The sequence below is a fragment of the Streptomyces sichuanensis genome (genome assembly GCF_020328095.1).
In the GTDB taxonomy this organism is placed as follows: domain Bacteria; phylum Actinomycetota; class Actinomycetes; order Streptomycetales; family Streptomycetaceae; genus Streptomyces; species Streptomyces cinnamoneus.
This window is the reverse complement of sequence record NZ_JAIXMK010000029.1, coordinates 45,818-67,034: the sequence shown is the minus strand read 5'-3', so window position 1 is coordinate 67,034 and position 21,217 is coordinate 45,818. Positions and strand designations below refer to the sequence as shown.

Here is a 21,217-nt window from a genome sequence, read left to right as displayed (position 1 = left end):
TCCGCTATCGTCGTCGCTGTGAGTAATCGGCCCATGGCGGGGAGGTCATCATGAGTGCGGTGCGACAGGAACGGACGCGGACGACCACGGAGTTGAGCCTTCCGTTCAGGCGGGCGGCCCGGGAGCTGGGACTTACGCCCCGCGAGTTCGAACTGGCCGTGCAGCTGGGGGAGGTACGGACCTGCGCTTGGGGGTCGACCGGGCGGCGGGTCGCCCCCGAGGAGATCGAGCGACACCGGTCGAGCGAGGGGTTCCCGGAGGCGCTGCGCACGCGGCTGTGGGTGGTCGGCACGTCCGACGGCGCCGAGTTGCTCGGCATCAGCCCCGCCCGGTTCACCCGCCTCGCCCGGGGTGGCTGCTTCGCTCCCGTGCGTTTCTACGTGAACCGGTACCGCGTCGTCGTCTGGCAGTACCTGGCCACGGATCTGGTGGAATTCGCCGACCGCAACCCCGAGATGCTGACCGGCCGGACCCCGGCCCTGCTGCGTGAGGCGTTGGAGAAACACCCCGACCGGCGTGCCCGCAGCTGGCGAGCGCGCCGCCTCGACCAGCTCACGGCGAGAGCGGAGGACCCCTGGGAGCGGGCAGCGGTCCCCGCCGCCGTGCTCGACCCCGGCGATCTCACCCGGGCGGTGCCGGACCCGGACGAACGGGCCCGCCTGATCGCCCTGCGGCCCGTCCTCACCCAGGCGCGGCCGGAGACGGCGGCCTCCCGGGAAGCGGTCGACGAACTGGTCATGGCCGAGGACCACGACGAGATCGAGTGGCACCTGCACTGCCTCCGCGCCGCCCTCGCCGAGGCGCGTGCCCACCGGCCCGCACCCGGCCGTGAGCACCGCCCGCCCGCCGGGCCCGACCCGGAGACGTCGACAGCGCCGGCCGTCTCGTTGCTGCCCGAACCGCAGGGGGAACCCGCCGGGCAGCCGCCGGGGGCGGCGTGCCGTGACGGGCAGGCACCGCGACCCCGGGGATGGCGGGCATGGCTACGGGCGAGGAAAGGAGCGCGGGCCCCGGGCCGGACGGCGCCGGCTACAGCTGGCCGACGTCCGTGACCCGCACCACGGCGCGCCCCTCCTCGTCCGAGGCCGTGAGGTCCACCTCGGCGGAGATGCCCCAGTCGTGGTCGCCGTTCGGGTCGGCGAAGGTCTGCCGCACCCGCCACAGACCGTCCTGCGGACGCTCCTCGATCTGCAGCAGCTTCGGGCCGCGCGCATCGGGGCCCGTGCCCAGCTCCTCGTACTCGTCCCAGTAGGCGTCCATGGCCTCGCCCCAGCGGTCCTCGTCCCAGCCGGACTCGGCGTCCATCTCGCCGAGCTCGGCGACGTTGTCGAGGGCGGCCAGCTCGACACGGCGGAACAGGGCGTTGCGCACCAGCACACGGAACGCACGGGCGTTCGCGGTGACCGGCTTGACCTGGTCGGCGCGGTCCTGGGCCTCCTCCGCCGACTCCTCCTCCGGGTTGGCCAGCTGCTCCCACTCGTCCAGCAGGCTGGAGTCGACCTGGCGCACCATCTCGCCGAGCCAGGCGATGAGGTCCTCGAAGTCCTCGGACTTGAGGTCGTCCGGCACGGTGTGGTCCAGCGCCTTGTACGCGCCGGCCAGATAGCGCAGGACGATGCCCTCGGTCCGGGCCAGGTCGTAATAGGAGGTGAACTCGGTGAAGGTCATGGCGCGTTCGTACATGTCGCGGATGACCGACTTCGGCGACAGCGGGTGGTCGCCGACCCACGGGTGGCTCTTGCGGTAGAGGTCGTAGGCGTGGGACAGCAGCTCCTCCAGCGGCTTGGGGTAGCTGACGTCCATGAGCCGCTCCATGCGGTCCTCATACTCGACGCCCTCCGCCTTCATCGCCGCCACGGCCTCGCCGCGCGCCTTGTTCTGCTGCGCGGCCAGGATCTGGCGCGGGTCGTCCAGGGTCGACTCGACCACCGAGACCATGTCCAGGGCGTAGGAGGGGGACTCGGGGTCCAGGAGCTCGAAGGAGGCGAGAGCGAAGGTCGACAGCGGCTGGTTGAGCGCGAAGTCCGACTGCAGGTCGACCGTCAGCCGGACGATCCGCCCCTCGGCGTCCGGCTCGTCGAGCCGCTCCACCACACCGCCGTCCAGCAGCGACCGGTAGATGGCGATGGCGCGCCTGATGTGCCGCAGCTGGTTGCGGCGCGGCTCGTGGTTGTCCTCCAGCAGCCGGCGCATCGCCTCGAAGGCGTTGCCCGGGCGGGCGATGACCGCCAGCAGCATCGCGTGCGTGACACGGAAGCGGGAGGTGAGCTGCTCGGGCTCGGAGGCGATGAGTTTCTCGAAGGTGTTCTCGGTCCAGTTCACGAAGCCCTCGGGGGCCTTCTTGCGGACCACCTTGCGGCGCTTCTTCGGGTCGTCACCCGCCTTGGCCAGCGCCTTCTCGTTCTCCACGACGTGCTCGGGCGCCTGGGCGACGACGAAGCCCGCCGTGTCGAAGCCGGCCCGCCCGGCCCGCCCGGCGATCTGGTGGAACTCCCGGGCCCGCAGCGTCCGTACCCGCTGACCGTCGTACTTGGTCAGCGCGGTGAACAGCACCGTGCGGATCGGCACGTTCACGCCCACGCCGAGGGTGTCCGTCCCGCAGATGACCTTGAGCAGACCGGCCTGGGCCAGCCGCTCCACCAGTCGCCGGTACTTCGGCAGCATTCCCGCGTGGTGGACGCCGATGCCGTGCCGCACGTAGCGCGACAGGTTCCGGCCGAACTTGGTGGTGAAGCGGAAATTGCCGATCAGCTTGGCGATCTCGTCCTTCTCCTCGCGCGAGCACATGTTGATGCTCATCAGCGCCTGCGCCCGCTCGACGGCCGCGGCCTGCGTGAAGTGGACGATGTACACCGGCGCCTGCCGCGTCTGCAGCAGCTCGGTGAGCGTCTCGGTCAGCGGCGTCGAACGGTACTCGTACGACAGCGGCACGGGCCGGGTCGCGGAGCGCACCACCGCGGTGGGCCGCCCGGTGCGACGGGTCAGGTCCTCCTCGAAGCGGGAGACGTCGCCCAGCGTCGCGGACATGAGGATGAACTGTGCCTGCGGCAGCTCCAGCAGCGGAATCTGCCAGGCCCAGCCGCGGTCCGGCTCGGCGTAGAAGTGGAACTCGTCCATCACGACCTGGCCGATGTCGGCGTCCTTGCCGTCCCGCAGCGCGATGGAGGCGAGCACCTCGGCCGTGCAGCAGATGACGGGGGCGTCGGCGTTGACCGAGGCGTCGCCGGTGAGCATGCCGACGTTCTCGGTGCCGAAGATCTTGCAGAGGTCGAAGAACTTCTCCGAGACCAGCGCCTTGATGGGCGCGGTGTAGAAGGTCACCTGATCGTTGGCGAGCGCGGTGAAGTGCGCACCGGCCGCGACCAGGCTCTTGCCGGACCCGGTGGGCGTCGAGAGGATCACATTCGCGCCGGAGACCACCTCGATCAGCGCCTCCTCCTGAGCGGGGTACAGCGTGATGCCCCGCTCCTCGGCCCAGGTCGAGAACGCTTCGAAAAGGGCATCGGGGTCGGCATGGCTCGGCATCTGATCGATAAGGGTCACACCCCCATACTGCCTGGCCGAGGACCGTATCCGGGAACCGGCCGGTCGAACGGTGATCATCCGGGCATTACGCTGAGTCGCCGACGCGGCGTCAGGGAAGGCGGACGCCGCCGGGCGAAGGGGTGGAACGACCATGATGGGACCGGCGCATTCGCTGTCCGGCGCGGCGGCCTGGCTGGGCGTGGGTGCGGCCGCGGCAGGGGCCGGGCACCCGATGCCCTGGCCGGTGCTCGTCGTCGGCGCACTGATCTGCGCCGGAGCGGCCCTCGCTCCGGACCTCGACCACAAGTCGGCGACCATATCGCGCGCATTCGGCCCGATATCGCGCGTTCTGTGCGGAATCATCGACGCCCTGTCCCACGCGGTCTACAAGGCCACGAGGGCAAAGGGCGACCCCCGCCGCAACGGCGGCCACCGCACCCTCACCCACACCGCGCTGTGGGCGCTGCTCATCGGGGCCGGCACCTCGGCGCTGGCCATGACCGGCGACCGCTGGGCCGTGCTCGGCATCCTCTTCGTCCACCTGGTGCTCGCCGTCGAAGGACTCCTGTGGCGGATGGCCCGCACCTCCAGCGACGTCCTGGTCTGGCTCCTCGGCGCGACCAGCGCCTGGATCCTCGCAGGCGTCCTGGACGAGCCGGGCAACGGCTCGGACTGGCTGTTCACCGGCCCCGGCCAGGAGTACATGTGGCTGGGCCTGCCCATCGTCCTCGGAGCCCTCGTCCACGACATCGGGGACGCCCTCACCGTCTCCGGCTGCCCGATCCTGTGGCCGCTGCCCATAGGCCGCAAGCGCTGGTACCCCCTCGGCCCGCCCAAGGCCATGCGCTTCCGGGCCGGCAGCTGGGTGGAGCTGAAGGTCCTCATGCCGGCCTTCATGATCCTCGGCGGCGTCGGAGGGATCGGGGCCCTGGACCTCTTCTGAAGCCCGGGCCCCGCCCACCACCCGGCTACTGGTGCCAGGAACGCCACAGCGCCGCGTACGCGCCGTCCGCCGCCACCAGCTCGTCATGGCTGCCCAGCTCGCTGATCCGGCCGTCCTCCGCCACGACGATCACGTCCGCGTCGTGCGCGGTGTGCAGCCGGTGCGCGATCGCCACGACCGTACGCCCCTCCAGCACCGTCGCCAGCGAACGCTCCAGATGCCGGGCCGCGCGCGGATCCAGCAACGACGTCGCCTCGTCCAGGACCAGCGTGTGCGGATCCGCCAGGACCAGCCGCGCCAGGGCCACCTGCTGGGCCTGGGCCGGGGTGAGTGCCAGCCCGCCCGAGCCCACCTCCGTGTCCAGGCCCTCCTCCAGCGCCCGCGCCCAGTCGTCGGCGTCCACCGCGCCGAGCGCCGCCCACAGCTCGTCGTCCCCGGCCGTCGTCCGGGCCAGCAGCAGGTTGTCGCGCAGCGAGCCCACGAAGACGTGGTGCTCCTGGTTGACGAGCGCCACATGGCGGCGCACGTCCTCCGTCGGCATCCGGGACAGCTGCGCCCCGCCCAGCGTCACCTCGCCCACCCGCGGAGCGTAGATCCCGGCCAGCAGCCGGCCGAGCGTCGACTTGCCCGCCCCGGACGGGCCCACCAGCGCCACCCGGCTGCCCGGCCGGACGTCGAGGGACACGCCATGCAGCACGTCATGGCCCGCCGTGTAGCCGAACCGCACCTCGTCCGCCCGGACGTCCCGTCCGGCAGGGGAGAGGCGCCCGTCCCCCTTTGCGGCCTCGATCTCGTGCACGCCCACCAGCCGGGCCAGCGACACCTGGGCGACCTGCAGCTCGTCGTACCAGCGCAGGATGAGTCCGACCGGATCGATCAGCATCTGAGCGAACAGCGCACCCGTCGTCAGCTGTCCCACGGAGATCCAGCCCTGCAGGACGAACACCCCGCCGATGAGGAGCGCCGACCCGAGCACCAGCACATGCGTCATGTTGATCACCGGGTAGAGGACCGAACGCAGCCAGAGCGTGTACCGCTCCCACGCCGTCCACTCCGCGATCCGCCGGTCCGACAGGGCGACCCGCCGGTCGCCCAGGCGGTGCGCCTCGATCGTCCGCCCGGCGTCCACGGTCTCCGCGAGGGAAGCGGCGACCGCCGCGTACCCCGCGGCCTCGGAGCGGTACGCACCCGGCGCCCGCCGGAAGTACCAGCGGCAGCCGGCCCACAGCAGGGGGAGCGCGACCAGCACCGACAGGGCCAGCGGCGGAGCGGTCACCGTCATCGCCCCCAGCAGCAGCCCGGCCCACACGAAGCCCACGGCCAGCTGCGGCACCGCCTCCCGCATGGCGTTCGCCAGCCGGTCGATGTCCGTCGTGATCCGCGACAGCAGATCACCGGTACCCGCCTTCTCCAGCACGCCAGGAGGCAGGGCCACCGACCGTACGAGGAAGTCCTCCCGCAGATCCGCCAGCATCTCCTCGCCGAGCACCGCCCCCCGCAGCCGCACCATGCGGACGAACACCGTCTGCACGGCCAGGGCGAAGGCGAACAGGGCGACCGTGCGGCCCAGGTGGACGTCCTCCGCTCCCGACGAAAGGTCCTCCACCAGCCCGCCCAGCAGGTACGGGCCGACCATCGACGCAACGACCGCGATCGCGTTCACCGTCACCAGCAGAACGAAGGCGGCCCTGTGCCTGCCCAGCAGGCCCCTCACATAGCCCCGCACCGTGGCAGGTCCGCCGACCGGCAGGGTCGTCGCCGACTCCGGTGCGGCCGGGTCGTACGCCGGTGGCGTCACCCCGATCATGCCGACTCCTCGATCTGCTCGCTCTTGTCGAACGCGGCGAGCTCCGCGTCCAGTTCCTCGTCCGTCCTACGGGTGACCACCGCGCGGTAGAGCGGGTGGGAACGCACCAGCTCCCCGTGCGTCCCCTCCGCCGCCACACGGCCGTCCCGGACGAACACCACGCGGTCGGCCCGGTCGAGCAGCAGGGGGCTGGAGGAGAACACCACCGTCGTACGGCCCTTGCGGAGGGCACGCACCCCCTCCGCCACCCGCGCCTCGGTGTGCGAGTCGACGGCCGAGGTCGGCTCGTCCAGCACCAGTACCTCCGGGTCGGTCACCAGTGAGCGCGCCAGCGCCAGCCGCTGCCGCTGCCCGCCGGACAGCGAACGCCCGCGCTCGGTGATCCGCGTGTCCATCGGGTCCCCGGAGCCGTCCCCCGAACTCTGCGCCAACGAAGCCAGCACGTCCGCACACTGCGCGGCAGCCAGCGCGGCCCGGGCCGTCACGGCGCCCGAGGACGGCACGTCCAGCAGCTCGGCGAGCGTGCCCGACAGCAGCACCGGGTCCTTGTCCTGCACGAGCACCGCGGCGCGGGCCGCAGCCAACGGCACCTCGTCCAGCGCCACCGCGCCCAGCAGCGCCGACGGCGTCCCCTCCACGCCGTCCGGGGCGTGACCGCCGAGCCGGTCGGCGAGCCGGCCGGCGGCGTCGGGGTCACCGCACACCACCGCGGTCAACTGCCCGGCGGGTACCAGCAGGCCGCTCGCCGGGTCGTAAAGATCACCCGTGAGGTCCTTCGCGTGCCGTCCGTCGTCGGTCGCCGACGTGGTGCGCTCCAACCCGAGTACCCGGGCGGCACGTTGCGCGGAGGGACGGGAGAAGGAGTAGGCCATGGCGATCTCCTCGAACCGCTGAAGAGGAAACAGCAGGAACGTCACCACGCCGTAGACCGTCACCAGCTCGCCCACACCGATCCGGCCGTCCTGCACCAGCCCCACACCCCGCCAGACCACCGCGATCAGCAGCAGCCCCGGCAGCGCCACCTGCACCGCGGCGATCAGCGCCCACATCCTGGCGCTGCGCACGGCGGCCTTGCGCACATCCTGCGAGGCGCGGCGATAGCGGGACAGGAACAGCTCCTCGCCACCGATGCCGCGCAGGACCCGCAGCCCGGCCACGGTGTCCGAGGCCAGCTCCGTGGCCCGGCCCGCCTTCTCGCGCTGCTCGTCGGCCCGTTTCGTGGCGGGCGGCAGCAACGGCAGGACGGCCAGGATCAGCACCGGCACGCCGAGCGCGATCAGAATCCCCAGCGCGGGCTGGTAGACCACCAGAGCCACGCACAGCACGACCGTGGTGAGCGCCGCGGACGCGAAACGCGACAGGGCCTCCACGAACCAGCCGATCTTCTCCACGTCCCCCGTCGACACGGCGACGACCTCACCCGCCGCGACCCGGCGGGTCAATGCGGAACCCAACTCGGCCGTCTTGCGGGCGAGGAGCTGCTGCACCCGCGCCGAGGCCGTGATCCAGTTGGTGACCGACACGCGGTGCAGCATCGTGTCGCCCAGCGCCGTGAACGCCCCGAGCAACAGCATCAGGCCACCTGCGGCCGCGAGCCGCCCACCCGACCGGTCGACGACGCCCTGCACGGCGATCCCCACGGCCAGGGGGAACGCGGCCACGGACGCCATGTGGAGGACGCCCCAGAACAACGCCTTCAGCTGGCCGCCCAGTTGGTTGCGTCCCAGCCAGAGCAGGAAACGAGGACCTGACCGGACGTCCGGCCGGCCCGGATCGGCATACGGAAGATCACTGATGTGCATGGCATCCCGGTTCGGGCAGGGGTGGGTGGGGGCCGTGCAAGGCTCGCGCTTCGGGCGCTTTCACCACAACTGGTTTTCCGCAGCGGGCGGCGGATCAGGCCAGCCGCGTACTGGTGTGCTGCTCGAACAGGCGCTTCACTCCTGCCCCATGAGACGACTGTTTCTCGCGCTGTGCGCCGCCATCGCCGGCCTGTCGCTTGGCGTCGGCCCCGCCGTGGCCGCGGCGCCGCCCGAATTCGGGACCGACTGGCACGACCCCATCACCGCCGGCCCACCGGTGGCCACACCCGGAACCACCTCGTGCAAAGCGACCGTCGCCGCAACGGAGTTCCGCGACTACACGCCCTACAAGGGCACCTACCTGCCGCCCAAGGGCTGCGGCGACCGCTGGAACAAGGTCGTCCTCCGACTCGAAGGCGCCGTGGCCGGGCGGCAGTACGACCGTCTGGGCTACCTGCGCATCGGCGGTGTCGAGGTGCTGCGCACCTCGACACCCGAGCCCTCGCCCGAAGGCATCACCTGGAACGTCGAGAAGGACGTCACCCGTTACTCCTCCACCCTGCGCACCGCGCAGCCCGTGGAGATGCTCATCGGCAACACGGTGAACGAGACGTACACCGGCGTCATCAAGGTCAAGGTGACGCTGACGTTCTACAGTGCCGAGGGCCGGGTGAAGCCCGCCCAGACCCCCGACCGGGTCCTCACCCTGGACGGTGCCCACAACGCGGGCGCGGTGTACGAGGGACTGCTGACCACGCCGCGCAACAGCGAGCGGATCGTCGCCGAGGTGTACGCGACCGGATCGGGCGGCGGCTGCGAGGAGTTCTGGTACCTCACCGTTCCGGACGCGGCGCCGTACTCCTGCAAGGCGAAGGACGGCCCCTACCGCGAGGTGCAGGTGTCGGTGGACGGGCGGCTCGCCGGCATCGCGGCACCGTTCCCCACCGTCTGGACCGGTGGGTGGTCCAATCCTTTCCTCTGGTACGTCATTCCGGGCCCGCGTGCCTTCGACGTCCGGCCGGTGGAGTACGACCTCACGCCCTTCGCCGGGCAGCTGAACGACGGCAAGCCCCACAAGATCGCGATCTCGGTCGCCGGTGTGCCCGCGGGGCAGAGCGGCTGGAGCGTGCCCACCAACGTCCTGGTGTGGCAGGACGCGAAGGCGGAACGGGTCACCGGCGCGGTGACCGTCCACCGGCAGGGCAAGCCCGCGAACACCACCGCGTACGAGCCGGGCAAGGAGCACCGGCTGACGTCCGACGGCGGCCATTCCCTCACCGTCGCGGGCTACCTCGACACCTCGCACGGCCGGGTCACGACGACCGTCACCCGGACGCTGGCCGGCACCTCCGCCCACCGCTGGACCGACGGGGAGTCGACGGACGCGCTCAAGGCCCGCTGGAGCGACGACGAGACGGTCACCGTCGCCGGCCGCGGCCCGTCGACCACCACCGCCCATCACCGCGTCTACACCATGGACGGCGAGACGTCCGTCGGCGCGGGGGACCGCCTGCGTACGGTCATGACCATGGGGGACCGTGCCGACGGCGTCACCCTGCGCGGCGGCAAGCACGTCGGCTGGTCACGTATGGACGACACCTATACGGGTGACGCGGCGTACAACCAGAACGTGCCGCGCGACCAGCGCCACGCCACGGGAGTCTCCAGCGAGCGCTACCGCCTCCTCGGCCCCGGTGCCTGCTACGACCGGACGCTGGCCACCGCCCAGGGAGAGCTCACGGAGGACCGGCAGCGCTGCTGACCGCCGGTCCGGCGGGTCCGCGGCCGCCGCGCGCCGTCAGGGCGTGCCGCGGTCCGGGCCCGCCAGCAGCTCGTTCAGCAGGCCGCCCAGGACGTCGCGCTGCTCGGTGCTGAGCGGGGCGAGGATGTCCTCCACGGCCGCCCTGCGCGCCTCCCGCAGGGCGCGCAGCGTCGAGCGTCCCTCGTCGGTGAGCTCTATGCGGATGACCCGGCGATTGGACTGGTCCGGCACCCGGCGCACCGCACCGTTGGCCTCCAGGGCGTCGACCAGCGTCGTGACCGCCCGGGGCACCACTTCGAGGTGCTGGGCCAGATCCGCCATGCGCGGCGGGGTCTCGTAGTGCGCCACCGTGCGCAGCAGCCGCGACTGGGCGGGGGTGATGCCGACGGGATCCAGATAGCGCTTCTGTGCGCGGTGGAGCCTTCGGGTCAGCCGCAGCAGCTGCTCGGCGAGCTGGCCGGACGTGTCGGGGGCCGTCATGATCGCAATGCTATCAGGACCCCTTTCATTGTGAGCATAGGTAACAGTGAGCTATGCTCTGTTCGGCGCCAGTGTTATCGGCGTTCTCCATGCTTGGTGTACGTCCGCATGCAGAACCGAACCTCGCTGAAGGAGCTCATGCCTCACGACGAACCGAACTGGACACCACCTCCTCGGGACCCGGAGCAGCCCGTTCAGGTGCGACGCATCCTCCGTCTCTTCCGCCCCTACCGCGGCCGGCTCACCCTCGTGGGGCTGCTCGTCGCCGCCTCGTCCCTGGTCACGGTCGCCTCGCCCTTCATGCTGCGCGAGGTGCTCGACGTCGCCATCCCCCGCGGCCGCACCGGCCTGCTCACCCTGCTCGCCCTGGGCATGATCGTCGCCGCGGTCGTCAACAGCGTCTTCGGCGTCCTGCAGACCCTGATCTCCACCACCGTCGGCCAGCGGGTGATGCACGACCTGCGCACCGCCGTGTACGGCCGGCTGCAGAGCATGCCGCTCGCCTTCTTCACCCGCACCCGCACCGGCGAGGTCCAGTCCCGCATCGCCAACGACATCGGCGGCATGCAGGCGACGGTGACCTCGACCGCGACGTCCCTGGTGTCCAACCTCACCAGCGTCATCGCCACGGTCATCGCGATGGTGGCCCTGGACTGGCGGCTGACCGTCGTCACCCTCCTCCTGCTGCCGGTGTTCGTGTGGGTCAGCCGCCGGGTGGGCGACGAGCGCAGGAAGATCACGACCAAGCGCCAGACACAGATGGCCGCCATGGCCTCCATGGTCACCGAATCACTGTCCGTCAGCGGCATCCTGCTCGGCCGCACCATGGGCCGGTCCGACTCCCTGACGAAGGCGTTCGCCGGCGAGTCCGAGCGGCTCGTCGACCTCGAAGTGCGCACCAGCATGGCCGGGCGGTGGCGCATGTCCACCATCGGCGTCGTCATGGCGGCCATGCCCGCAGTCATCTACTGGGCGGCCGGCCTGGCCCTGAAGACGGGCGGCCCTGACATCTCCCTCGGCACGCTCGTCGCCTTCGTCTCCCTCCAACAGGGCCTGTTCCGGCCCACTGTCAGCCTGCTCTCCACCGGCGTGCAGATGCAGACCTCCCTCGCGCTCTTCCAGCGGATCTTCGAATACCTCGACCTGCCCGTGGAGATCACCGAGCCCGCCGACCCGGTGCGGCTGGAGAAGATCCGGGGCGAAGTCCGTTTCGAGGACGTCAGCTTCTCGTACGACCAGGGCAGCCCGGCGCTCAAGGACATCGACATCGCCCTTCCCGCCGGCGGCAGCCTGGCCGTCGTCGGACCCACAGGCTCCGGCAAGAGCACCCTGAGCTATCTCGTGCCCCGGCTGTACGACGTCACGGGCGGCAGGGTCCTGCTCGACGGCGTCGACGTCCGCGACCTCGACTTCGACACCCTCGCCCGCGCCGTGGGCGTCGTCTCCCAGGAGACGTACCTCTTCCACGCCTCCGTCGCGGACAACCTCCGCTTCGCCAAACCCGAGGCCACGGACAAGGAGATCCGGCAAGCGGCCGAAGCGGCTCAGATCCACGACTACATCGCCTCGTTGCCCGACGGCTACGACACGCTCGTCGGCGAGCGCGGCTACCGCTTCTCCGGCGGTGAGAAGCAGCGTCTGGCGATAGCCCGGACCATCCTGCGGGACCCGCCCGTCCTCATCCTGGACGAGGCGACCAGCGCTCTGGACACCCATACCGAGCACGCGGTCCAGCAGGCCATCGACGCCCTGTCCGCCGGACGGACGACCATCACCATCGCCCACCGGCTCTCCACGGTCCGCCACGCCGACCAGATCATCGTCCTCGACGGCGGTTGCATCGCCGAGCGCGGAACGCATCAGGAACTCCTCGCGGACAACGGGCGCTACGCCTCGCTGGTGCGGCGCGACACGCACCTCACGGCCAACGTCTGAGCGAGGCACCCTCGCCGGGCCGGGCGGTACGACCGCTCGGCCCGTCCCTCCCGGGTCCCGGTCACAGCGAACCGAGGTCGACGGCCTCGGCCATGACGCGGTACCCGGCGTCGTTGGGGTGCTTGTGGTCGCCGCTGTCGAAGGCCGCGGCGAGCACCTCCGGGTCGTCGGCAGAGGCCAGAACCGCGGCGAAGTCGGCCACCGCGTCGTACGCGTCGGAGGTGCGGATCCAGTCGTTGAGCGCGACGCGCTTGGCCTCGGCACGCGGAGTGTGGTACTCCGCTCCCTTGAACGGCAGCAGGGTCGCACCGATGACCTTGACGCCCCGCTCATGGGCACGCGCGATCAGCGCACGGTAGCCGTCCACCAGGTCGGCGACCGGGACGTCGGGAGCGGGCTTGTATGTCGGGAGGTCGACCTCGCTGAAGCCGATGTCGTTGAGACCGGCGAAGAGGATCACCGAACGGACGCCGGGCTTGTCGAGCACGTCACGTTCGAAGCGTGACACCGCCGCGTCGCCGTACCAGAGGGAGTCGTGGAGCATGAGATTCCCGCCGATCCCCGCGTTGACCACTCCCCATGGGAGGCCGTCGGCGGCGATCCGCCCGGCGAGTGCGTCCGGGTAACGCCGGTCGGCTCCCACGGTGGAGCCGAAGCCGTCGGTGATGGAATCGCCGAAGGCGACCACCGACTCATGACGCGCTGCCTCGTCACCTGTCAGCTCGACGTCGGAGAGGTAGTACCAGGAGTGCGTCCGCTCCCTGAAGGCTTCGCCGCCGGTGTCGGCCGTACGGTCGCCGTCGGCGAGGTGGCTGTCCGTGTACGCCTGCGCGTGGAAGGTCGAGGGTCCGGTCGGCTCGGCGAAGTACAGGGTGACGGTGAAGGAGTCGAACCGCTCCACGCGGAGCTCCACGCCGTCACTGGTGGCCTCACCGCCCGCCGGTATGACCACGGAGGGAGCTCCGTCGAACGTCAATTCCCGCAGCGTGCCCGGCCGGAGGGTGGCACCCCCGTCCGTCAGACCCGCACTGGCGGCGCTGACCGTGAGCGGCTTGTCGCCGAAACGATTCGAGAGCCGCACGCGTGCTTGCGTACCACTCGTCGTCACGCGTACGACCTGCCGCACGGACTGCCGGTCGAACCCGGCCTCGGACCAGTTCTCCTCGAAACCGCTGCTCGGCCGCTGCACCGGCGCCGACCATCCCGCCGACCACTGCTGTGCCTCGTTCATGTTGCCACCCGGCCCTTCCTGGTGTGTGGTGCGCTGTCAGGAAGAGCCTGTCGTCGGTCGCACCCGCCACCCAGACCTCCGTGCTGCGTAGGCAACGCCTGCGTACCACTGGCAGGGTCACCCTTGGGGCGGCCAGGGCTTCCGTGGGTTCTGTATGGTCAAGGGCTCGTGCGACGGCCTGCACGGTCAAGACGGCCCGAACTCCGCACGGATCGCCTCGGTGTGCTCGCCGAGCGCGGGTACGGCACCCATGGCAGCCTCACGACCGGCCACCTCCACCGGAGGGAGCAGGCCGCGCAGCGGACCGGCCGGCGAGCCGAAATCACGCCACCGCTCCCGGGCGGCCAACTGCGGGTGGTCGGCGAACTCGGCCACCGTCCGGAGGCGGGCATGCGCGATTCCCGCGCCGTCGAGCAGCGCGAGGACGCCGTCCGCTGTGTGGGAGGCAAAGCACTCCTCCATGACGGCCGTCAGTTCTTCGTCATGGGCGTGGCGCAGCGGATTGTCGGCGAAGCGCGGATCGCGAACCAAACCGGGCTCTCTGAGCACGAGTTCGCACAGATTGATCCACTCGCGATCGTTCTGCACGCTCAGGAACACCCGTGCGCCGTCGCCACAGCGATAGTGCCCGTAAGGCGAGATGGACGGATGGCGGGCGCCGCTGCGGGCAACCGGGGAACCACCGTAGGACTGGGCGAAGTAGGGGTGGCCCATCCACTCCGCCACGGCGTCGAAGAGCGAGACGGACAGGGCCGAGCCCTCCCCGGTGCGTTCCCGCTCGTACAGGGCCGTGAGGATGCCGGTGTAGGCGTACATGCCGCCGGCGATGTCGGCGACGGAAATGCCGGGCCGGGCCGGTGAGTCGGGGCTGCCCGTGATCGACACGAGCCCGGCCTCGCACTGGACCAGCAGGTCGTATGCCTTCTGGTCCCGGTACGGGCCGTCCGGTCCATACCCGGAGATGTCGCAGGTGATCAGGCGTGGATGGCGGGCGCGCAGACCGTCGGCGGCCAGGCCCAGTCGGGCGGCCGCGCCGGGGCCGAGGTTCTGGACGAACACGTCGGCACCGGCGAGGATCCGGTCGAGCAGTGAGCGGTCGGAGCCGTCCTTGAGGTCGAGGACCAGGCTCTCCTTGCCCCGGTTGACCCAGACGAAGTACGCCGACAGCCCCTTCACGCTGCGGTCGTAGTCCCGGGCGAAGTCGCCGCGTCCCGGACGTTCGACCTTGATGACGCGCGCGCCGAGGTCGGCGAGCTGGCGGGTGGCGAAGGGGGCGGCTACGGCCTGTTCGAGGGCGACGACGGTGATGCCGCGCAGTGGCAGTTCCAACTCGGCTCCTCCCGATTCCCCCCAGCAGTCTGATCATATGGCCGGGGTTGTGGACAGTCCGCAGCACGCCGAAATCTCCGCTCGTAGCCTGGCGTTCATGGAAGACGAGGGAGGGGACGTGATGGACACCGACGGCATGTGCGACCGCATCGAGAAGTCCGACGCGAACGTGGAGGCGTTCGTGAGCGAGCCCGGGCGCCGGGAGAGGCTACGGAGGGAAGGCGCTGCCGTCCTGCGGAGATGGCCCGACCCGGCGGACCGGCCGGAGCTCTTCGGCGTCCCCGTGGGCGTCAAGGACATCATTCACGTCGACGGGCTGCCCACACGCGCCGGATCAGCGCTCCCGCCCGAGGCGCTGGCCGGACGGCAGGCACCCTTGGTGGACCGGCTACGACGTGCGGGCGCACTGGTGGCGGGGAAGACGGCCACAGCCGAGTTCGCGGTCAGTGCGCCGGCGCCCACGCGCAACCCGCACCATCCGCAGCACACGCCGGGAGGTTCGAGCAGCGGATCGGCCGCGGCCGTCGCCGCGGGCATGGTCCCGCTGGCGGTCGGTACACAGACGATCGGCTCCGTGCTCCGCCCCGCGGCCTACTGCGGGGTGGTGGGGTTCAAGCCGACGTACGGCCGCGTTCCCACCCGGGGAGTGATCGCCAACGCTCCGACGTTCGACACGGTCGGACTCTTCGCCGCGCACGTGGGTGGGGTGATCCCGGCGGCGCGAGCCCTGTGCGACCACTGGCGGCCGGTGGTGCCCACCGTGGCAGGGCCGGTGCTGGGCGTTCCGGACGGGCCGTATCTCGAACGGGCCGCCCCTGAGGCCCGCAGTGCCTTCGGCGATCACGCGCGGCAGTTGGCGGACCGGGGCTGTACGGTGCGAAGGATCCCGTTCCCCGGCGACTTCGAGGACGTCGTCGCCCAGCAGTTCCTCATCAACCGCTACGAACTCGCCCAGGTACACGGCACCTGGTTCGCGCGCTACGGCGAGCTGTACCGCGACGAGACGGTACGTGCGATCAGAGCGGGCCAGAAGATCGACAAGGAGGCGTACGAGTCTGCGTTGCGGGCCCGGGAGATCTTCCGGGAGCGCGTCCGGGCCGCCATGGCGGACGCGTCCGTCGACGCCTGGCTCACCCCCGCCGCGACCGGCCCGGCCCCGCGCGGGCTGGGCAGCACGGGAAACCCCGTCATGTGCCTGCCGTGGAGCTTCGCCGGCATGCCCGCCGTGAGCGTGCCGGCCGGCTCGGCTGCGAACGGGTTGCCGCTCGGGCTTCAGTTGGTGGCGGCACCGAGCGCCGACGAGGATTTGCTTGCCATGGCGGGCTGGGTCGAGGCGATAGCACGTCCCGGCCAGGGCGGCGGCGTACGCGGCTAGCGGCCGTCCTCGATGAGCAGGACGACTTCCAGGGTGCGCGGGCCGTGCACTCCCTCGACCCGGTCCAGTTCGATGTCGCTGGTGGCCGACGGGCCCGAGATCCAGGTCAGGGGCCGGGCCGGCGACAGCCGCTCCAGGGCCTGCGGTACCGAGTCCACCACCTGGTCCGCGACCCGCACCACGCACACGTGGTGGTCGGGTACGAGCGTGATGCGACGGCGCCCCTGGTCCGGGCCGCCGTCCAGAACGACCGTGCCCGTCTCGGCGATCGCCAGCGCACAACCGGTGACCACACTGTCCACGGCATCCAGGGCACCGGCCGTCAGAGAGGGGGAGTCGACGACCGGCTCGACCGCCGTATCCGTCAGCCAGCCGCTCGGCAGGCCCGGCGGGACGGCGACGCTGCGGGCACCGCGCCGGGCGAGCAGCTCGGCGAGCAGAGCGGGCAGCCCCGCCGCGTCCGTCCGGTGGACGGTGGCCCGGTAGTCGCTGAGGTTGTCGGCGAGCAGGTCGACGGACTCGGCGGGGGTGCGGCTGCCGTGGGTGTGCAGGTAGTCGCGAGGAACGGGGTGGTCGGACGGGCGTTCGTACGACGGCACGTCGGCCAGGGCGCGCCGGATCCGGCCCAGGATCCGCTCCTTGGAGGGATTCGACGCGCGGGTGCCGGGGCCGGGGGCGGCGGTCACGCGTCACCGCCACGGGTTCGCGCCCACCAGTCGCGGAACGACTCGGGTGGGACGTCGGGCAGGTCACGGGTGTCCGACCAGGCGCGGCCGGGGCCCGGTAGCTGCCGGGGCAGCATGCGACGGGCACGGGCGGCCAGGCGCTGTCCGCGGCGCAGGGCGGCGGGATGGTCGAGCACCCAACCGGTGGTGCGCATCATGGCGCGCTCCACGGTGTGGCCCTTCGCCGGCTTGATGACGGTACGGGTGCCGCGGACCGTCGCCTCGCCGCCCTGCACCACCCGCTCGCGCAAGTGGACCAGCACGTCCGGGATGTCGATGGCGACGGGACACACCTCGTAGCAGGCGCCGCACAAGGAGGAGGCGAACGGCAGGGATTCCTCAAGGGGGGAGCTGAGTCCCCGTAGCTGAGGGGTGAGGATGGCGCCGATGGGGCCGGGATAGGGGGAGCCGTAGGCGTGGCCGCCGGCGCGCTCGTAGACGGGGCAGACGTTGAGGCAGGCCGAGCAGCGGATGCAGCGCAGTGCCTGCCGGCCGACCTGGTCGGCGAGCGTGTCGGTGCGGCCGTTGTCCAGCAGCACCAGATGGAAGGCGCGGGGACCGTCGTCGGCGGTGGTGCCGGTCCACGTCGACGTGTACGGGTTCATGCGTTCGGCAGTCGAGGAACGGGGAAGAAGTTGAAGGTAGATCTCCAGATCACGCCAGGTCGGCACGGTCTTCTCGATGCCGACCACGGAAATCAGCGTGTCCGGCAGCGTGAGGCACATCCGGCCGTTGCCCTCGGACTCGACGACCACCAGGGTGCCCGTCTCCGCGACCATGAAGTTGGCACCGGAGACGGCGACCTTGGCCCGCAGGAACTTCTCGCGGAGGTGGAGCCGTGCCGCCTCGGCGAGATCGGCCGGGCGGTCGGTGAGCCCGTCCGGCGCGGGCCGGCCCCAGTCGGCCATGCGCTCGCGGAAGATGTCGCGGATCTCGCTGCGGCCGCGGTGGATGGCCGGGACCAGGATGTGGGACGGGAGATCGTCGCCCAACTGCACGATCAGTTCGGCGAGGTCGGTCTCGTACGCACGGATGCCCGCACGCTCCAGCGCGTCGTTGAGCCCGGTCTCCTGGGTCACCATGGACTTGACCTTGACGACCTCGCTCTCCCCGGTGGCCTGGACGAGCTCGGTGACGATGCGGTTCGCCTCCGCCGCGTCCGCCGCCCAGTGGACCGTGCCGCCGGCGCGGGTGACGTTCTCCTCCAGTTGCAGCAGGTAGTGGTCGAGGTGCCGCAGCGTCCGGTCCTTGACCGCGGCTCCGGCGGCCCGCAGCCGGTCCCAGTCGTCCAGCTCGGTGACGGCCTCGGCCCGCTTGGCACGGATGGTGTGCGTCGCGTTCCGCAGATTGGCGCGCAGTGTGGTGTCGCCGGCCGAGACGGCGGCGGCGCGGGGAAAAGCGGGCATGCCCACGTACGTCCGGCTCACAGGACCCTTCCCTCGGTGCTGGCCAGGATCTCCGCGATGTGCACCGGGCGCACACCGGAGTCTTCGCGGCTGAGGGTGCCGCCGATGTGCATCAGGCAGGAGTTGTCCACCGTGCACACTGCTCGCGCACCGGTGTCCCTGATGGCCCGTGTCTTGTCGGCGCCCATCGCGGCGGAGACGGCCGGGTTCTTGACGGCGAAAGTGCCGCCGAAGCCGCAACATTCCTCCGCTCCCGCCAGTTCCCGCAACTCCAGACCCCTGACGTGCTCCAACAGGCGCCGTGGACGGTCACCCAGCCCCAGCATGCGCAGCCCGTGACAGGTGGGGTGGTACGTCACGGTGTGCGGGAAGTACGCGCCGACGTCGGTGACTCCCAGGACGTCCACCAGGAACTCGGTCAGTTCGTACGTCCGGGGGGCGGCGCTCGCCGCCGCCTCCGACAGGCGCTCCACTTCCGCACGCGACCGGCCTTCGGCGGCCGCGCGGGCAGCGATCCTCGGATAGCCGTCGCGCACCATGGCGGCGCACGACGCCGACGGAGTGACGATGTACTCGTGGCCCCGGAAAGCGGCGGCGTACCGGAGCGCCAGCGCCTCGGCGCGGTGCCGGTAGCCGGTGTTGGACAGGGGCTGGCCGCAGCAGCTCTGTGCCGCCGGGAAGTCGACCTCCACACCCAGCCGTTCCAGCAGCGAGACGACCGCCCGGCCGGTGCGCGGATAGAGCGTGTCGTTGACGCAGGTCACGAACAGCCCTACGCGCATGACGTCCGACATCCCCTCGCGGCCGATGATCATCTGCCGCCTCATCCTGCCGCACCAGGAGACGACTGTGAAGGACACGGTCACCTTCAGCCCCACGATCCTCGTGGAGTTCAGCCGCCGGGGCGGACGACGGCCGGCAGCGTACGCCTCAGCTGTTCCCGGCCTTTTCGAGTTCCCGCGAGATCTCGGCGTTCACGGCAGCCTGCTGGCCGGCGAGGAAGAAGTGACCGCCGGGGAACACCTCCAGCCGGAACGCGCCCCGGGTGTGCCGCTCCCAGGCCGCCGCTTCGTCGAGCGTGGTGCGCGGGTCGTCGGCACCGGTCAGAACGGTGACGGGGCACTGCACGGCCCGGTCCTCCGGCTCGCAGTGATAGGTCTCGATGGCCCGGTAGTCGCCGCGGATGGCGGGCAGCGCCATCCTGAGGATCTCGTCGTCGCCGAGGACGCCCGGGTCCGTGCCGTTGAGCAGCCGAAGCTCGGCGATGATGCCGTCGTCGTCGCGCTGGTGCACCGTCTCGGGGCGGGTCGAGGAGGGCGCCCGGCGGCCCGAGGCGATGACGGCCCGGGGCGCGTCGACGCCCTTCTGCTCCAGCCGCCACGCCGTTTCGAAGGCCAGCACCGCGCCCATGCTGTGGCCGAAGAACACCGTGGGCTTGTCGTCCAGCGTCAGCAGCTGCTCCGTGACGCGGTCGGCCAGCGTGCCGAGGTCGGTGAGGCACGGCTCGCGGCGACGGTCCTGCCGCCCCGGGTACTGCAGGGCGATCACGTCGGCGCGGGCGGAGAACGTGGCCGACACCGGGTGGAAGAAGCTGGCCGATCCACCGGCGTGCGGGAAGCAGACGAGCCGCACGTCCCTGTCGGCGGCCGGGTGGTAGCGCCGCAGCCACAGGGCCGCGGAGTGGTCGGTGGACTGGCCCGTGATGGTCATGAGCTTCGGTCCTTTCAGCACGAGGGAGCACGTTCCGGGGACACCAGTGCATCGCATGGAGAACGCGCAATTCCCTAGAGTTGTGAGGACCACGCGCGAGGGGCCGGTCCGCGCGGACCGTGAGGAGGGCGGCCGGGAATTCCGTGGGCCTCCTTCCGGCCCGTCGCCTTGCCGCCGCCCGCGTACGGCGGGTATGCGGTGGAGCATGGCTGACACCTTCACCACACGCGTCATCGACGTAAGGACCGGTTCCCACGAGACCGTGCACGACCTCACCGACGCCTGCGCGGAATTCCTGCGCGGCGCCGCCCACGGGCGCGACGGCCTGCTCAATGTTTTTACGCCCCACGCAACGGCCGGCCTGGCGGTCATCGAGACCGGCTCGGGGAGCGACGACGACCTTCTCGCCGCCCTGCACGACCTGCTGCCGGCCGACGACCGCTGGCGCCACCGCCACGGCAGCCCCGGCCACGGCCGCGACCACGTGCTTCCCGCGCTGATTCCGCCGCACGCCACTCTGCCGGTCATCGGCGGCCGGCTGGAGCTGGGGACGTGGCAGTCCGTCGTTCTCGTCGACACCAACGTGGACAATCCCGACCGGAAGGTGCGGTTGTCGTTCCTCGGGTGAGAGCCGGAGGGGACGGAGACCGGCATCGGGCGGGGTGGGCTTCGGTGGCCCGCCCCGTCCGCTCCCTCAGGCCCCCCGCTGCGCCGCCCGCCCGACTTCCTCCACCAGCGGCATCATCCGGTACGGCACCCGCTCGCGCAGCACCATCTCCGTGCGGGTGCGCACCACCCCCGGCAGCTGGACGAGCAGCTGGATCACGTCCTCCAGGTGCGCCGCGTCCCGGGCGACGACGCGCGTCATCAGATCGCCGCCCCCAGTGATCGAGAACGCCTCGATGATCTCCGGCACGTCGGCCAGGGCGTTGGCGACCGTGTCCAGCCGGCCCTGCGTGACCTCTATGTGGACGAAGGCCAGCACCGGATGACCCAGCGCGGCGGCGGACAGCCGTGGCCCCGTGCCGGTGATCACGCCGTCCCGCTCCAGCCGGTCGAGACGGGCCTGGAGCGTGCCGCGGGCGATGCCCAGCAGTCGTGCGTACTCCCGCACGCTCGTCCGGGGCTGCTCCAGCAGCAACCGCAGGATCCTGGCGTCCAGTGCGTCCACGGCCATGGGCCATCGG

17 protein-coding genes are annotated in these 21,217 nt (G+C 71.3%); 6 read left to right on the top strand and 11 right to left on the bottom strand.

Going from position 1 to position 21,217, the window contains the following annotated elements; genetic code table 11:
* Positions 1-50 precede the first annotated feature (50 nt).
* Entirely contained in the window at positions 51-1,052 is a 1,002-nt protein-coding gene (locus tag LE181_RS12140; RefSeq protein WP_225661244.1) for a DUF6397 family protein, read from the top strand.
* On the opposite strand, the gene LE181_RS12135 is transcribed toward LE181_RS12140, so the two are convergent.
* A complete protein-coding gene (locus LE181_RS12135; protein WP_225661243.1) occupies positions 1,030-3,543 on the bottom strand; it encodes a DEAD/DEAH box helicase in 2,514 nt (837 codons plus the stop codon). The two genes, LE181_RS12140 and LE181_RS12135, sit on opposite strands and share 23 nt — an antisense overlap.
* 133 nt (positions 3,544-3,676) lie before the next feature.
* Here LE181_RS12135 and LE181_RS12130 point away from each other — a divergent pair, with 133 nt between their 5' ends.
* Positions 3,677-4,468, top strand: a complete 792-nt coding sequence (locus tag LE181_RS12130; RefSeq protein ID WP_225661242.1) for a metal-dependent hydrolase — start codon at positions 3,677-3,679, stop codon at positions 4,466-4,468.
* Positions 4,469-4,493: 25 nt separating this feature from the next.
* Here the strand turns inward: LE181_RS12130 and LE181_RS12125 are convergent, their stop codons facing one another.
* Together LE181_RS12125 and LE181_RS12120 are read right to left on the bottom strand one after the other, a co-directional pair.
* Positions 4,494-6,275, bottom strand: coding sequence for an ABC transporter ATP-binding protein (locus tag LE181_RS12125; RefSeq protein ID WP_225661241.1), 1,782 nt, complete (start codon positions 6,273-6,275; stop codon positions 4,494-4,496).
* Positions 6,272-8,077, bottom strand: coding sequence for an ABC transporter transmembrane domain-containing protein (locus tag LE181_RS12120; RefSeq protein WP_225661240.1), 1,806 nt, complete (start codon positions 8,075-8,077; stop codon positions 6,272-6,274). Before LE181_RS12120 ends, LE181_RS12125 begins: the two co-directional genes overlap by 4 nt.
* A gap of 148 nt (positions 8,078-8,225) precedes the next feature.
* Here LE181_RS12120 and LE181_RS12115 point away from each other — a divergent pair, with 148 nt between their 5' ends.
* Entirely contained in the window at positions 8,226-9,839 is a 1,614-nt protein-coding gene (locus LE181_RS12115) for a peptide-N4-asparagine amidase (RefSeq protein ID WP_225661239.1), read from the top strand.
* 36 nt (positions 9,840-9,875) lie between these two features.
* On the opposite strand, the gene LE181_RS12110 is transcribed toward LE181_RS12115, so the two are convergent.
* Positions 9,876-10,319 (bottom strand): MarR family winged helix-turn-helix transcriptional regulator, encoded by a 444-nt coding sequence (locus LE181_RS12110; protein WP_225661238.1) that lies wholly within the window; start codon positions 10,317-10,319, stop codon positions 9,876-9,878.
* Positions 10,320-10,457: 138 nt separating this feature from the next.
* On the opposite strand from LE181_RS12110, the gene LE181_RS12105 reads away from it, so the two are divergent.
* Positions 10,458-12,254 (top strand): ABC transporter ATP-binding protein, encoded by a 1,797-nt coding sequence (locus LE181_RS12105; RefSeq protein ID WP_225661237.1) that lies wholly within the window; start codon positions 10,458-10,460, stop codon positions 12,252-12,254.
* Between the two features lie 61 nt (positions 12,255-12,315).
* Here LE181_RS12105 and LE181_RS12100 read toward each other — a convergent pair whose 3' ends face one another.
* The gene (locus tag LE181_RS12100) at positions 12,316-13,485 is read right to left on the bottom strand and encodes an SGNH/GDSL hydrolase family protein (protein ID WP_225661236.1); all 1,170 of its coding nucleotides are present in this window, start codon (positions 13,483-13,485) and stop codon (positions 12,316-12,318) included.
* A gap of 186 nt (positions 13,486-13,671) precedes the next feature.
* Positions 13,672-14,814, bottom strand: a complete 1,143-nt coding sequence (locus LE181_RS12095; protein ID WP_225661235.1) for a CaiB/BaiF CoA transferase family protein — start codon at positions 14,812-14,814, stop codon at positions 13,672-13,674.
* Between the two features lie 97 nt (positions 14,815-14,911).
* Here LE181_RS12095 and LE181_RS12090 point away from each other — a divergent pair, with 97 nt between their 5' ends.
* Complete coding sequence (locus LE181_RS12090) at positions 14,912-16,189, top strand: amidase (protein ID WP_225661234.1); 1,278 nt, start codon at positions 14,912-14,914, stop codon at positions 16,187-16,189.
* On the opposite strand, the gene LE181_RS12085 is transcribed toward LE181_RS12090, so the two are convergent.
* The 4 genes from LE181_RS12085 to LE181_RS12070 form a co-directional block, all read right to left on the bottom strand.
* The gene (locus LE181_RS12085) at positions 16,186-16,875 is read right to left on the bottom strand and encodes a LutC/YkgG family protein (RefSeq protein WP_225661233.1); all 690 of its coding nucleotides are present in this window, start codon (positions 16,873-16,875) and stop codon (positions 16,186-16,188) included. The genes LE181_RS12090 and LE181_RS12085 overlap by 4 nt on opposite strands.
* On the bottom strand, positions 16,872-18,341 hold the full coding sequence (locus tag LE181_RS12080; RefSeq protein WP_225661232.1) for a lactate utilization protein B: 1,470 nt from the start codon (positions 18,339-18,341) through the stop codon (positions 16,872-16,874). The genes LE181_RS12085 and LE181_RS12080 overlap by 4 nt, the downstream gene beginning before the upstream one ends.
* A complete protein-coding gene (locus LE181_RS12075; RefSeq protein WP_225661260.1) occupies positions 18,338-19,102 on the bottom strand; it encodes a (Fe-S)-binding protein in 765 nt (254 codons plus the stop codon). The genes LE181_RS12080 and LE181_RS12075 overlap by 4 nt, the downstream gene beginning before the upstream one ends.
* 148 nt (positions 19,103-19,250) lie before the next feature.
* Positions 19,251-20,030 carry a thioesterase II family protein gene (locus tag LE181_RS12070; protein ID WP_225661231.1) on the bottom strand — a complete coding sequence of 260 codons (780 nt, stop codon included), beginning with the start codon at positions 20,028-20,030 and terminating at the stop codon, positions 19,251-19,253.
* 205 nt (positions 20,031-20,235) lie between these two features.
* On the opposite strand from LE181_RS12070, the gene LE181_RS12065 reads away from it, so the two are divergent.
* Positions 20,236-20,658, top strand: coding sequence for a YjbQ family protein (locus LE181_RS12065; RefSeq protein WP_225661230.1), 423 nt, complete (start codon positions 20,236-20,238; stop codon positions 20,656-20,658).
* Positions 20,659-20,724: 66 nt separating this feature from the next.
* Here the strand turns inward: LE181_RS12065 and LE181_RS12060 are convergent, their stop codons facing one another.
* Complete coding sequence (locus LE181_RS12060) at positions 20,725-21,207, bottom strand: Lrp/AsnC family transcriptional regulator (RefSeq protein ID WP_225661229.1); 483 nt, start codon at positions 21,205-21,207, stop codon at positions 20,725-20,727.
* Positions 21,208-21,217: the final 10 nt, after the last annotated feature.

Bases quoted from the DNA above. Each gene is read 5' to 3' on its own strand.
- LE181_RS12105 (WP_225661237.1), top strand. From the start codon at position 10,458: ATGCCTCACGACGAACCGAACTGGACACCACCTCCTCGGGACCCGGAG.
- LE181_RS12120 (WP_225661240.1), bottom strand. From the start codon at position 8,077: ATGCACATCAGTGATCTTCCGTATGCCGATCCGGGCCGGCCGGACGTC.
- LE181_RS12130 (WP_225661242.1), top strand. From the start codon at position 3,677: ATGATGGGACCGGCGCATTCGCTGTCCGGCGCGGCGGCCTGGCTGGGC.
- LE181_RS12115 (WP_225661239.1), top strand. From the start codon at position 8,226: ATGAGACGACTGTTTCTCGCGCTGTGCGCCGCCATCGCCGGCCTGTCG.
- LE181_RS12060 (WP_225661229.1), bottom strand. From the start codon at position 21,207: ATGGCCGTGGACGCACTGGACGCCAGGATCCTGCGGTTGCTGCTGGAG.
- LE181_RS12090 (WP_225661234.1), top strand. From the start codon at position 14,912: ATGGAAGACGAGGGAGGGGACGTGATGGACACCGACGGCATGTGCGAC.
- LE181_RS12140 (WP_225661244.1), top strand. From the start codon at position 51: ATGAGTGCGGTGCGACAGGAACGGACGCGGACGACCACGGAGTTGAGC.
- LE181_RS12100 (WP_225661236.1), bottom strand. From the start codon at position 13,485: ATGAACGAGGCACAGCAGTGGTCGGCGGGATGGTCGGCGCCGGTGCAG.
- LE181_RS12110 (WP_225661238.1), bottom strand. From the start codon at position 10,319: ATGACGGCCCCCGACACGTCCGGCCAGCTCGCCGAGCAGCTGCTGCGG.
- LE181_RS12125 (WP_225661241.1), bottom strand. From the start codon at position 6,275: ATGATCGGGGTGACGCCACCGGCGTACGACCCGGCCGCACCGGAGTCG.
- LE181_RS12065 (WP_225661230.1), top strand. From the start codon at position 20,236: ATGGCTGACACCTTCACCACACGCGTCATCGACGTAAGGACCGGTTCC.
- LE181_RS12075 (WP_225661260.1), bottom strand. From the start codon at position 19,102: ATGCGCGTAGGGCTGTTCGTGACCTGCGTCAACGACACGCTCTATCCG.
- LE181_RS12070 (WP_225661231.1), bottom strand. From the start codon at position 20,030: ATGACCATCACGGGCCAGTCCACCGACCACTCCGCGGCCCTGTGGCTG.